A 12,753-nucleotide genomic window follows, 5' to 3' on the forward strand; every position below is an offset into this window, starting at 1 on the left:
GTCAGCGCCCCGTATCCTGAAACTTAGTCAGTCGCTCGGTGAGCGCACTTTTTAGTTTCGATGATGAACTGATTGAAACAACGTTACTGGCTGCCGGCCCAACGGGATCGGAATGACCCTTGCGCCATTCCGTGGCTGGGGAAGTATTCTGGTTAGCAACCCGCCTTGTTGCTTGATCGAGCTGAGCAGCCTTTTCCTGCCGCTGGTTTTCCCGCACACGTTCCCGCTTAACCTTGGCCTCAGTGCGACGGCCTTCAGCTTCGGCGCTTTTTCGGTTTTCGCGGGCGTCATCGACCTCGGCAAGCCTGGACATCCGTTGATCAGATACTGCTTGATGGTCCTCAGACTGGGTTTCAACCCGATTCAAACGATTCGCTTCGTTGCTCGCGATCAAGTCGGCGACGTAATACTCACGTACGACGATCACGTCTCGGGAGATATTCGAAATGGGATGAATCCCCTGAGCATCAACCAGAAGAATCTCGGAAAGATCATCTGGATCGACCTTCACCTCTACATGCCGTAGCTCGTTGTGCGCAAAGTTGTGATACAGACATGACTGCTCAATGTACTCACTATTGAAAAGCGCATCTTTGAGCAGTTCAACGCGGTTCCCGGTGTCAGGCCGGTGAAGTACCAGCCCGTTCCTCTGCACACTCGCCGTGTAGGTGGGTAGTAGATTCGAACGCAGATATAGTTCGTCCACCGGTCGCTTGCTGACGTACCCCTCTCTCTCTGCCCATCGATAGATTTCAATCCGGGTGGGGTTGTAAGACCGCCCGGCCATCGCACGCTTCATCTCGGTAGGTACTAGATGCGGTACTCGTTGTTTGGTGTTTGCCCAATGCATCCATTGCCACAACAAGCGTTCGTACCCAAACAAAGATAAGAGCGCATTGCGGATTGGCAACACCTCTCCGCGCTTCGGCTTCCTCCCGTAGGTTGTTCCGGGAAGTTTATGATCGATTCCCGCGTGCCGTGCGTGATGCCCGCCTTCTGACGGTGAGTTTCTGTCGGCTCGCCCGCTTTCGACAAACTCGATTGAGACTCGGACCTTCTTCGCGCATGCTTCCATACCAGCGATGGCGCGAAGCTCACCGTTGTCAGATAACAGGCGAGTAAATAGAAAACTCGAAAAATCATCGGGGGAAATGTCAGACAGACCAAGACGAGCCAGTACCTTCTCCTTGCCAAGGGCTGCCCGTAGGATCGTGAGATTGGCATCTGCAGTACTAGGCCCACCAATCACGTTATGTGCTCCACACCAAAGCCCCAGAAGGGCTTCTCTGACGAAGAGACCACGCGGCACACCGATTGGACTGGTACTGTCGAAGCATGCCACCAGGTTCACATCGATCGGCGAGGCATCGATCGATCCGACCTGCCCGATTGCATGAATTCCGTCCCGGGCCGATCCAACAAGCGGGCGGTAGTTCTTTGCCCACTCTCCCTCCCCCATAATCCGAACCAAAGCCGTCTCACGGTCTGAACTGTTCGGTCCATGGAAGAAGAACTCACGCTCGGTGGGACGCTGATTCGCCGGCAGGAGTAGCGGAAGCTGGCGGCCATTCTCGTTCTTGTAACCATCGCTGTAGAAGGTCGAACTGAAGGCAATGAACTGTTCCTTTTGTGACACTCCAGGCCGGGCGAACATGAAAAAGCCGTCACGTATGTTTTGACGATCCTGCTCATCACAGATCTTCCCTTCCAGCTCCTTATTGCCCACTTTTTTCGCCTGATTGGGAGCGCCTAATCGAATGCCGTTCCGTCCAAAGCGAACGCTCCCCTTCCCCCCTCTATTGGGCGTATTTGGCAGCAATGCATCCTTGTTCTGACCGAAGGCATAGTAGCGATGCAGTGCGTCATAAATCTGGTTGGCGCCAATCTTGGCTGCCTTTGCTCGAGCAGGAACCAACGCATCTAATTCCGCGATACTGGACACCAACTTGGCTTCTGCCATAACGATCAACGGTTCGATCAACCGCCATTTCGCCTCCCGCGCAACTACCTCGGGAGTGGCCCATTCTTCACCAATTTGCACCCACCGCTTTCGTGGACATGCAGCGAGTAGTTCCGCATCTGACTTTCCCCACCAGGGAGGAATGGGCAATGTCTCGGACTGGAGGGCTTTCCGTTCATCTAGCAACTCATGCAGCGTATCAAGGCGTACGTATCTGAACCCCTTAGCGTAGTAGCTTGGCTGCCTCTTACCAGTCTCCCTAGGTGGCGGGGGCTCCGGAATTTGTATTACGACGAGAGGATTGTCTAGTCCATCATTCGCCCCCAATTCATCCACGACACGATAGAGACCGCGGCAGACGGTACAGTTGTCCTCCTGCACTCTGAAAATGAAGCCAACCCCGACGTTCGTCATTTCGCACTCCCTTCAAATAGGGAGCCCCGTAATTTCTCCCTAAGGACGCGACCATTCCTACGCGCAGGATAGGAGGTTAGAAGCGGGACAGAAAGATCGATGTCAATCGCCTGAGTCCAGGCACAGTGACGAAAGACCATCCAGCCTTCCTCGAGAGACATCTTCTGGCTCTCGGACGCACGGGCCACCGCATCGGAGACGGACAGATGTGGCAGCGCTGCAAATTCGTATGAGAACTCATCAACGCATTCGGCGAGGTGCGGCACATCGCTCAGACTGGCACGCTCCATACACCATTCCAGCTGACCGGCCATCAAAATTGGGACGAACCGCGAACTCATGATGAGATACCGGATTCCCATGCGTTCTGCGTAGCGTCGCTCAAGTTCCAGGCGTTCTAGCGTTCGCCACTTCACCTCCTGATCCGGATCCTCAATCGGCTTACAGGAGATTGCTACCAGTTCGAACTCGTTACCGTTCCGTACGGTGACGAGAAAGTCGATGGTGGCAACATAGGGAATATCAGTACCAGGAAAGTAGCCGTGGTCGATCCCAGCTTCCGCTGCAATGTCAAAGAGGCCAGTACAGTAGCCTAGCTGCAGCCCATCAGTTCCCGGAGTTCCATACAGGGGATGAGGATGCGCAATTGGCCAAAGGGGGTACTGCTCCCGCAGATCATGAATCTGCAGCCATAGAAGCAAAAGTGCGATCTGGTACTCGCCGCGGGAAAAGAAATACCCAACTCGATGCAGCGGATGTAAGTGTGCTGCGACTTGATTGGACTCACGAGATGAGTTCTTCCGCCGGAGGGTAAGCCATGGCTGATAGTCAGCGCCGTGTCCCATCCCGTACCCCTGCTGGACGCGCTCATTGAGCTTGTCCCATGTCATTACGCGGCGACGCTTTTTTTGCGTCCCGGTTGGCGAATTGATGCTGGCCAGCCACCGCTGTAGCTTTTCATTCCTCGCAGGACTGTCGAGTTCAACATGCCGATGCTTATCGACCAACTCACCGATATCCCGCTGGATCTGCTCAGCAAGTTCCATTCGCACACCTCCGAACATCCGGTTCGTCTGCCCAGACTTTGTTCAACGTCTAAGTTCGGGCGTAACTAGGTCTTTACTTAGCCAAACAACTAGCGTCAAACGAGTCTGAGAACGAAATAGCGCTCCGACTTCGGCACCGCCCCCTCATGGGGCATCACACATTCCCCCCGAGGTCTTAGCAAGCACATGCAGGCAACTCCACTTAGGGCATTAATATGCGCCAAATGCATATATAATGCAAAACATACATTATTCGTCACACGCCTCAATGATCACCAACATTCCCGAGTTAATCCGAAAAGCCCGTGATCGCAGGAGTCAGGCTGAATTCGCCAAGTTTCTTGGCGTTTCTCAATCGACGCTCTGTCGCTACGAAAGCGGAGAGGTCAATCCCAGAGCCGAAGTCATTGAGCAATGTATGCACCTGGTGCATGGAAACGACGATGACCAGGGATCCTCCATTGAAGAACTCGTGGCCAAGGTCCGGGGACGGTTAGGGCGAGCGGATCAGGCGCCTTTACGGACGGCCCTCTCCAAACTGATCGACGGCCTTGCAGTCTGATTAACTGGCCTAGTGAGATTAAGGACTACTGCTTGTAGGAAGGAGCTGCTATGACAACTCAAACCAGTATCGAGTGGACTGAACAAACCTGGAATCCCACAACCGGGTGCACCAAAATATCTCCCGGATGCAAGCATTGCTACGCTGAAGTTATGGCTCGTCGGTTGCATGCCATGGGGGCGCCAGGCTATGAAAATGGCTTCAAGTTGGCCATCCTGCCGGAACGGCTGAAGCAACCGCTGCAACGGAAAAAGCCGACCGTCTACTTCGTCAATTCCATGAGCGACCTCTTCCACGAGGACATTCCGGATACGTTCCTAGACCAAGTCTTTGACGTCATCCGCAATACCCCTCAGCACACTTACCAGATTCTGACCAAGCGGGCTGAGCGCCTACCTCAGTACTTCAGGGAGCGGGGATGCCCGAGTAATGTGTGGCTTGGGGTTTCGGTGGAAGACCGGAAATATGGTGTTCCCCGTATCGATTACCTGCGGCAGGTAGAGGCAAGTATCCGCTTTTTGTCGGTGGAGCCTTTGCTGGAAGATATCGGCGAGATCGACCTGACAGGGATTCACTGGGTCATTGTTGGCGGTGAATCGGGGCATCATGCCCGGCCCATGCAAGAGGACTGGGTAACCAACGTCCAGGAACAGGCAGATGCCGCCGGTTCTGCCTTCTTCTTTAAACAGTGGGGAGGATGGGGCGCAGATGGCGTTAAGCGCCACAAGAAAGCAAATGGACGAGTCTTCAAGGGCCGTACCTGGGATGCTTACCCTTCGGCCCAGCAAGTGGCCTACTAGAAAAGTCGTCCTTGGCCCTCCACATTTGCTGCCGTCTCCCAGAATTTGTGCGGCAGTTCGTGCTTGGCGGCCATGAGGAGCCAGTAAAGCGGCTGGTTTTTCGTTCCGGTAATCAGTTTCATCTCCGTTGAAGGCCATACACCAAGATTGGCCACCAATTCTCTCCAGTAATCCACCACTTGTCGGCGAACCTCAAGTTGGGTGGTGGTAGTACACACTCCTTGGCGCCAGCCGGGTGCGAATGCATCAAAGGCAGAGTGTTCTGCAGATAGATTGATCGCCAGGTTGCGTTGAAGATCCATCGCACTTAAGTGGATCAGAAGATCAATCCGTTTGAGCCTCGACAGGGCCTGGATTACCCGAAAATCTAATGCCTCCAGATTGTAGGGGTCGATAAATGCAAAGTGGAGTGCATATCCGCTAACCGCCTTGACCATTAGGTCTGCTGCTTGTGCAGCACTAGCGTGTATCGGATGCACTGGAGCTCCGAGTGCTTTTAGGCGACTGGTGCAGGCCTTCAGCCGTTCTTCGTCTAAATCCGAGATATGGAGGGCAGTGAAGGGGGCGCCTCCCTCGACACTGGTCTTCCAGGCAGCCACGACACCGCCATCAATCCATTCACCGGTATCTCGAACTTTCGAGCGGCCCGTCCCGCAGAAAAGGTCGAAATAAACAGCACCTCCCTTTCGTTCGCCTATGTACTTCCGACGAGTGGCTCGGGAAATATCCAAGTATCGAGTAAGGTACTTGTGCTTGTCTTTGGCCCAGATCCCCACTTCGTCAGCAGGGAGTCCATCATCCCCAACAATCAGCCCCATAAGGCGCGCCTCAATTCATCCAAATATCATTATTGGAAACGATAGCGCCAATGACTTTAATAGGGCAATAGACCATGAATAAAACTTACACGCATATAAGAAGGCCTGGCTACTACTTCTATAGCCTTTAATGTTTATGGAAGCATTCCTGACAATTCTTATCAAAATGCTTTCATAAACGTAACGCCTGGGTCAGCGTTCTGTTGGTTTACGACTCCTAAGATGGCATCACGGTTGGACGCGATAGTCCGCCTCAATTAACTAGATGTCACAAGGAGAAAACCATGAAGACGAAGATTTCCCAACTGATGGCAATCGCTGCTATGAGTCTAGCGGCTGTCGGTACGACTTATGCCCACGAAGACTACTCCGAGGCAGGTGCCATTCATTGGCTTAGCCATGTTGCAGAAAGCACGGGAAGCCCGACGGCAAATCAGCAAGCAGCATTTGGATACGCCGCCACCAAAAGTGCCGATCGAGAAATCACTGTGGATAGCGGTACCAAGCACGTAAATGTCACTCGCCTGGAAACCGTCAAGATCAATGTCGGAGGCAAGACTGTTGTCTGGACCTTTGATACGTTGGGAACTGCCGCGTTTCCTCTTTCGAAAATCATGCCTGGCGCAGATGGCATTACGGTCTATGTAGCTGAAAATCCGAGCTATCAGGGGGGCTAATGCACTGACACCGGGGTGACACAATTGTCACCTTGGTGACGGCAGTTTGTCAGGATGAAACCCCTAATATCGGAACTGCAGTACACCTAAATGAGGAGATAAAAATGCTGAAGAAAGCACTAATCATTGCCGCCCTGAGTACCGCATGTGTATCCGCCTTCGCCGTCGACGCCTCTCAAGTTGAGAAATCGATCGAGTTGAAAGATGGCTCTACTCTCTACATCTTCAAAGATGGGAAAATGAGCATGGAGGACAAGTTCGGTCGTGCCACACGCATGAAGAAGGACACCGTAATGGAAACCAAAGACGGCCAGAAGATCATGATGCATGGTGACGAGGTCATGCGCCTTGATAATCTGTTGCACAGCGGGCATCGCGGTTAATCAATTTTGATGTCCATCTGAACGGCTCCCTTTGGGAGCCGTTTTCGTTTCATACATTCCTATAAATTCTGCCTAACATAGTTGCTCGGCAACTTAGGTCTTTATCGGATATATCCCGGCGTATTTAGGGATAAAAAGCCGAACGCTTCATTTCAAATTTTGCAGCATCTCCATCATGTGCTTGAAATGGCCGCTGACCCGATCCAAGGAGAATTCATACATCGTCGAATTCTCTGCAAACTTTGCTCGCTCAACATCCATCTCTACTGTATTCCCATCAGCTGCTGGTTGATAGGGAACATGATATTTGAGGGGAAAAGGAGGGGGCTGCTTGCTTCCAGATAAGTGACCTTGCACAGTATTTGCCAACGGGAGAGATGCTGAAGCTCCTCGGACGATCTCAGCAGCCTGCTCAATATCAATATCAACGGCCTTATAGCCAGGGGTGTCAGCATTCGCGATGTTCGACGCAATGAGTTGCTGCCGGTAAGCACGCACCCCTAGCATTTTTTGCTGAAAATCGTGACTGCCATGTCCCCCTTGTCCGATCGGGAAATGCGCGGAGTGCCCCGCAGCATTATTGGATAGCATTCCAGATGAGTGCCCAATTCCTTGGCTATTACCACTGGACCCAACTCCACCATGAGCAGCATGGGTGCTCATGGGACTACCTGCCTGTTGCGCAATCGCCTGGCTCAAATCCCCAGAAAAGGCTCCGCCTTCAGCATTCCCCCCCCCATTCCCATGCCCCTCATGTCCGCCTTGAGCCGAAGACATAGAGGCATTGGCCACAGGAGGAATTGACGATGCCCCAGCCATGAGAGTGATAGTTTGTCGGTATCAGGGGGTTATCTATCTTCCAGAATCTTCCTTCGCCGAATATGCGGTTAGAACCTGGGAAATCCGATACTGATATTCAAAGCAATCGATGGAATGCGTCTTCCAATAATCAATCGCAGAACAACTAAAACCCACTAGCCATTTCCCAGGCCGGTCATAGTCAAGAATAGCCAGCTCTGCTGGCTGGCGCAGAAATTCTTTGGCCGTAGAGAGATGATTTGAGAGTGCTTTGGCTGCGTACTCTAGATTTAAAATAGCCAGTTGACCGGCAAAATCCAGATGAGACTCAACCTGGGCTCTAGCGCTACTGAATGGGGTCACCTCAGACATGATTTCTCCCTCTAACATAAAGGCTCATTGCCTCATAGGGAGAGTTTGCCTGGGGTAACCTGTCCCCCCCATAACGGGGAAATTACAAACCGGTCACGTTTCGGTCAGATTCCATAGCAGTTGCCTAGACGGGAGAAGCCCCCCCTCTATGCGGAGTCACCAGTCTCTTCAACCCGGATTATGGGAATCCACCTTGGAGTGTGCTCAGCATAATCGCGCCATGCCTCACCAAACATAGCTTGGCCAACTTGCTCTTCCCGATGAGCTAGTTTGACGTAGGTCGTCACGAGAAGAGGGAACAATAGAAGGGTAATAATTGTTGGCCACTGCAACAGAAACCCAAACATGATCAGAATAAAGGCTAGGTATTGTGGGTGCCGAATCCGCCGATATGGTCCCTCCGTCGCCAGCGTACTGCTCCTTTGTGCTTTGTAGAGAACTGGCCAGGCATTCGCTAGCAGTAGGAAGCCCCCAAGAATGAATACGGTCGATAGCAAATGGAAGGGGCCAAAGTGCGGGTTATTTTTCCAACCGAACAGCATTTCCGGTAAATGACCTGCATCATGAGATAGCCAGTCGATCCCAGGGAAATACTTCGTCAACCATCCAGACAGCAGATAAATGGTCAGCGGAAATCCATACATCTCGGTAAAGAGCGCAACCAGAAAGGCTGAAAACATCCCAAGCGTCCGCCAATCCTGTTTCGTTTGAGGCTTAAAAAAGCTGGCAGCAAAAAAAATGAAGAAGGCGGAGTTCAGGAGTACGAGAGTCCAAAGTCCGTAACCGGATTCACCATGGTTCATAGCCCAGTCTCCTTCTTTTCATCTTGCTCGTTGTTGTGCCCGTCCTCCTGCGCATGGCGTTCGTGATGGCCATGGTGCATGAACAGATGCATAAAGGGACAAGCCAGCAACAGCAGGTAGGGTAGAACGCCGAATAAATGGGCTTGGTGTTCAGACAGCAGATAGAACAATCCAGCTGCAGCAAAGAACCACCATCCCCACCATATTTTTCGCCCATGTCGTGCATGAGCAGAGTCGTCCTTTGTCTTGCTTTCAGTTCGCATTTCGCGGCTCCTTATCCTGGCGCCTTAGCGGGTATGGGCCGGAGGATGGTTACAACATCCTCTACTAATTGGATGGGCCGCATTCTGAATTTCATTGTCTTCAGTAAAGCGCCATATTGCTCGCATCCAACCATGAAATCCGCTGCACAGAACGAGCCCAGTACCAGCGCAGGTTTTCTCCAGCTGGGCCAAGGTGACCCGGAACAGGTCATATTCGACCAACAGAGCATCTCCCTCCGGAATGGCTGACCTCACCCCTTCCATCCCAAGAAGAAAGCCGCAAACCATACGAATTGCCTCCGGAACAGGAGATATGAAATGCAGTCGGCGTTTCTTGAAGACAGGTGCCAAGCCGAGGCGGCTGTTGGCAGTACATTCACCATACGCCCTGTCAGAGGAAGACTGGGATGCAGTTCTCATCGTGGTACTCCTTATGGCGTTCCTCAACCAATCACTTACTCGTTATGAATGAGGATGGCCTTGATGGAATCCATTTCTCCAAAATTCTTCCAATGGGAACTCTTAGGATCTGCCGGCGGTTGCACCCTCGTACAGCCGTGGTTGCATTGGATCTGCCAGCGTCGCATCAAAACATTCCGACAGAAGCCAAAGCGTATTTCCTTGGGATCACTACCAACTGCATCAGCCAAAAGACGGCATGAACAGAGATTACCGTGTCCAGGGTTTTCATATGGCGACATAGGGATGACGAGCCGGGATACCCGGCCCATACCTTAGTGACTTACTTGCCGTCACGCGGATGAAAGTGCTGCTTCTTGGCAACCTTCTTCTGACCTTCAGCAGGAGTGGCTTCCTTTTGATCCTTTGCAGGAGCGGTAACGCCAGTCTTCTCCTCCATGTGGGAATGGGGCTTGGTCTTGGTAGCCGTTGCTTCGGGAGCCGTTACCTTGTCGGAGTCCGCAGCAGCAAAAGCGCCATTAGAAAACAGAGCAACAGCAGCAACCAGGGTCGCAGCAAGAGTAATTTTGGTTTTCATGACAATCTCCTTGAACAGTTGAGTTGGGATCACGTCCGGTTGCCCCCGGACGATTTCCATCTTGCACCGGAAAAACCGTCAAAACCATTACCGCATCATTATTTTTATGTAAGGTTTGCCGCCTTAATGCCACGTAGTCGTAAGGCATTACTCACCACGCTGAGAGATGAAAGACTCATGGCCGCCGCAGCGATAATCGGGGACAAGACCAAGCCGAATGCTGGATAGAGAATCCCTGCCGCTACCGGCACCCCCAAAGCGTTGTACAAGAAGGCAAAGGCAAGGTTTTGCCGCATATTACCCACCGTAGCAGCCGATAGCAGGCGGGCACGGGCGATACCACGCAAATCACCTTTTACAAGAGTCACCTGGGCGCTGTTCATTGCCACGTCCGTACCGGTTCCCATGGCAATCCCAACATCAGCCTTGGCCAGTGCAGGCGCATCGTTTATGCCGTCTCCGGCCATGGCGACTACCCTTCCTTCCCTCTGCAGGCGTTCAACCAAGGCCAACTTGTCTGCTGGCTTCACTTCTCCATGGACTTCACTGATCCCCAATCGTTGCCCAACAGCCCGGGCAGTGGTGTCACCGTCACCGGTTGCCATTACCACCCGGAGGCCCGCTTCCCTTAAGACCGCTAATGCTTCCGGAGTGCTGGCCTTGACCGGGTCAGATACCGCAAGGACTCCGAGCAAGCGGCCGTCAGCTGCCAGGTACATGACACTGGCCCCTCCTTGGCGTAGCGTCTCTGCTTGCCCTGCCATGGGGGCTACCTCCACACCATCCTGGGACATCAGGACCGTATTGCCCAAAGCCAGCTGCTTGCCGGCGAGCATACCTCTCACGCCAATGCCGCTGGCGGACTCGAAACCCTCAACCTTTTCCAGGTTGAGACTCTGATCCCGGGCTGCTTGAACAATCGCAACAGCCAAGGGATGTTCGCTCCCCTGGTCAAGACTGGCAGCTAAACGTAATACCTCCTGTTGATCGACACCGGGGGCACCAATGGCACACTCAAACGTAGGCTTGCCTTCTGTGAGAGTGCCGGTCTTGTCCACGATCAGCGTATCGATCTCCCGGAGCCGCTCAATAGCCGCGGCATCTCGAAACAATACCCCCTGGGTAGCGGCCTTACCCGTTGCCACCATGATGGACATGGGTGTCGCCAGCCCCAGGGCACAGGGGCAGGCAATAATCAGCACGGAGACACCATTGATTAGCCCAAAGAGCCAACCCTTCTCTCCGCCGAAGAAGCCCCACCCAAAGAAGCTCAGAAGGGCAATAGCGACAACAACAATTACGAAATAGCCAGCCACCACATCGGCCATGCGCTGCATTGGGGCCTTGGAACGCTGGGCCTGGGCAACCATCTGGACAATCTGGGCCAGCATTGTTTCGGAGCCGATCTTTTCGGAGCGAATAATGAGGCTGCCAGAGGTATTCATTGTGGCACCAATCACCTTGTCCCCAGGCCGCTTGGTCACCGGGATCGGCTCACCCGTCAGCATGGATTCATCCACCGCACTGGAGCCCTCGGTAACCTCACCATCCACCGGGACTTTTTCTCCCGGGCGAACTCGCAGAGTATCCCCCACGTGGACATAATTAAGGGGGATGTCCTCTTCAGTCCCGTCAGCATTGATCCGACGCGCCGTTTTGGGCGCCAGCCCCAGCAAGGACTTGATCGCTGCAGAGGTTTGGGAGCGGGCCCGTAATTCCAGCATTTGCCCCAACAGCGTCAGGGAAATAATCACCGCCGCCGCCTCGAAATACACCCCGATCCGGCCGTGAGCTTCAAACGAGGCCGGGAACAGTCCCGGGGCCAAGGCTGCCACCACGCTGTAGGAAAAGGCGGCGCCGGTACCGATTCCGATAAGCGTCCACATGTTGGGGGTCCGGTGGACCAGGGACTGCCAGCAACGGATGAAGAAAGGGGCTCCCGCCCAGAAAACGATGGGAACGGACAACACCATTTCCGCCCAGGTCCGTAGCTGTGGTGCCAGGAATTCGAGTTGATGCCCCGCCATCGCCAGCATTACTACCAAGAGCGTTAGCGGTAGGCTGCCCCAGAAGCGAAACCGGAAATCCCGATACTCCGAATTGCCTTCCTCTGCCTCCAGTTCCGGAATGATCGGCTCCAAAGCCATACCGCACTTGGGACAGGTTCCAGGCCCCAGCTGACGAACCTCCGGATGCATTGGGCAGGTGTACTCAGCACCGGTGGGCGCCTTTTCCTCCTGGCGGGGATGCAGATACTGCCGCGGATCAGCATCGAATTTTGCCTTGCACTTGCCGCTACAGAACCGGTAGTGCGTCCCCCCAAAATCAGACGCATGGGGGGAATCCGGCTTTACGGTCATTCCACATACGGGATCAATGTCACTCATTTCAGCTCCTCCCCACGGCTGCTAGTCGGGTATGCGCAACCTAAACAGTTCCTCTGCAGATAAAGATCAGTGCTTATCTGGCGCCATCATGCGCTTCATCATTTCCATATGATGCTCATGGTTACCGCCCGCAGGCAGGCCTCCCGACATTTCGTCCATCATCGAGCAGCCCTCCATTCCTCCAACCATACCTTCTGCCGTCTGCATGCTCTCGTGGAGGGTATGCATGTATTCAGTCAGCAGTCGCTTACGCTCCTGGTCGTCTTTGGCCTTTGCGATTTTCTGGACCTGCAAGCGGAGTCTGATGACATCAGACTTAAGCGTATTGATTCCCCCACTTTGCTGGAGGGGCGCCGGAGCTGAAGCTGGGGTTTGAGGCTTTTCCGGATGATGTTCGTCATTGGCAAAGGCTGCAGACGACAATCCCAGACACAGACAGAGGATCGGAAGGGATATCCTGGTTCTCATGATAT

General features: G+C 53.5%; 14 protein-coding genes. 4 read left to right on the top strand and 10 right to left on the bottom strand.

Features of this window, described 5'->3' with window-relative positions:
* Nucleotide 1: 1 nt before the first annotated feature.
* Together ACLSSQ_RS16495 and ACLSSQ_RS16500 are read right to left on the bottom strand one after the other, a co-directional pair.
* Entirely contained in the window at nt 2-2,041 is a 2,040-nt protein-coding gene (locus ACLSSQ_RS16495; RefSeq protein WP_157870588.1) for a hypothetical protein, read from the bottom strand.
* A 329-nt stretch (nt 2,042-2,370) separates the two neighbouring features.
* On the bottom strand, nt 2,371-3,420 hold the full coding sequence (locus ACLSSQ_RS16500) for a TnsA endonuclease N-terminal domain-containing protein (protein ID WP_014236188.1): 1,050 nt from the start codon (nt 3,418-3,420) through the stop codon (nt 2,371-2,373).
* Between the two features lie 268 nt (nt 3,421-3,688).
* Here ACLSSQ_RS16500 and ACLSSQ_RS16505 point away from each other — a divergent pair, with 268 nt between their 5' ends.
* The gene (locus ACLSSQ_RS16505) at nt 3,689-3,982 is read left to right on the top strand and encodes a helix-turn-helix domain-containing protein (RefSeq protein WP_043797791.1); all 294 of its coding nucleotides are present in this window, start codon (nt 3,689-3,691) and stop codon (nt 3,980-3,982) included.
* 50 nt (nt 3,983-4,032) lie between these two features.
* Nucleotides 4,033-4,782 carry a phage Gp37/Gp68 family protein gene (locus tag ACLSSQ_RS16510; RefSeq protein WP_014236187.1) on the top strand — a complete coding sequence of 250 codons (750 nt, stop codon included), beginning with the start codon at nt 4,033-4,035 and terminating at the stop codon, nt 4,780-4,782.
* Here the strand turns inward: ACLSSQ_RS16510 and ACLSSQ_RS16515 are convergent.
* Nucleotides 4,779-5,600 carry a three-Cys-motif partner protein TcmP gene (locus ACLSSQ_RS16515; RefSeq protein ID WP_014236186.1) on the bottom strand — a complete coding sequence of 274 codons (822 nt, stop codon included), beginning with the start codon at nt 5,598-5,600 and terminating at the stop codon, nt 4,779-4,781. The two genes, ACLSSQ_RS16510 and ACLSSQ_RS16515, sit on opposite strands and share 4 nt — an antisense overlap.
* Before the next feature lie 284 nt (nt 5,601-5,884).
* On the opposite strand from ACLSSQ_RS16515, the gene ACLSSQ_RS16520 reads away from it, so the two are divergent.
* On the top strand, nt 5,885-6,277 hold the full coding sequence (locus ACLSSQ_RS16520) for a CzcE family metal-binding protein (RefSeq protein ID WP_014236185.1): 393 nt from the start codon (nt 5,885-5,887) through the stop codon (nt 6,275-6,277).
* A 104-nt stretch (nt 6,278-6,381) separates the two neighbouring features.
* Nucleotides 6,382-6,660 (top strand): periplasmic Cu(I)/Cu(II)-binding protein CopK, encoded by a 279-nt coding sequence (gene copK, locus ACLSSQ_RS16525; protein ID WP_014236184.1) that lies wholly within the window; start codon nt 6,382-6,384, stop codon nt 6,658-6,660.
* A 147-nt stretch (nt 6,661-6,807) separates the two neighbouring features.
* On the opposite strand, the gene flgB is transcribed toward copK, so the two are convergent.
* The 7 genes from flgB to ACLSSQ_RS16560 all read right to left on the bottom strand — a co-directional run bounded on the left by flgB (nt 6,808) and on the right by ACLSSQ_RS16560 (nt 12,748).
* Nucleotides 6,808-7,323: a flagellar basal body rod protein FlgB gene (gene flgB, locus ACLSSQ_RS16530; RefSeq protein WP_232058775.1), complete on the bottom strand. Its 516-nt coding sequence runs from the start codon at nt 7,321-7,323 to the stop codon at nt 6,808-6,810.
* 189 nt (nt 7,324-7,512) lie between these two features.
* Nucleotides 7,513-7,830, bottom strand: coding sequence for a hypothetical protein (locus ACLSSQ_RS16535; protein WP_133247277.1), 318 nt, complete (start codon nt 7,828-7,830; stop codon nt 7,513-7,515).
* 146 nt (nt 7,831-7,976) lie between these two features.
* Nucleotides 7,977-8,633 carry a methyltransferase family protein gene (locus ACLSSQ_RS16540; protein ID WP_109040440.1) on the bottom strand — a complete coding sequence of 219 codons (657 nt, stop codon included), beginning with the start codon at nt 8,631-8,633 and terminating at the stop codon, nt 7,977-7,979.
* Nucleotides 8,630-8,896, bottom strand: a complete 267-nt coding sequence (locus tag ACLSSQ_RS16545) for a DUF2933 domain-containing protein (RefSeq protein WP_109040441.1) — start codon at nt 8,894-8,896, stop codon at nt 8,630-8,632. The genes ACLSSQ_RS16540 and ACLSSQ_RS16545 overlap by 4 nt, the downstream gene beginning before the upstream one ends.
* 742 nt (nt 8,897-9,638) lie before the next feature.
* Entirely contained in the window at nt 9,639-9,893 is a 255-nt protein-coding gene (locus ACLSSQ_RS16550) for a hypothetical protein (RefSeq protein WP_014236180.1), read from the bottom strand.
* A 104-nt stretch (nt 9,894-9,997) separates the two neighbouring features.
* Entirely contained in the window at nt 9,998-12,280 is a 2,283-nt protein-coding gene (locus tag ACLSSQ_RS16555) for a heavy metal translocating P-type ATPase (protein ID WP_109040442.1), read from the bottom strand.
* Between the two features lie 66 nt (nt 12,281-12,346).
* Entirely contained in the window at nt 12,347-12,748 is a 402-nt protein-coding gene (locus tag ACLSSQ_RS16560) for a hypothetical protein (RefSeq protein ID WP_109040443.1), read from the bottom strand.
* Nucleotides 12,749-12,753: the final 5 nt, after the last annotated feature.

Origin of the sequence: Azospira sp. APE16 (assembly GCF_047901315.1) — a bacterium.
Taxonomy (GTDB): domain Bacteria; phylum Pseudomonadota; class Gammaproteobacteria; order Burkholderiales; family Rhodocyclaceae; genus Azospira; species Azospira oryzae.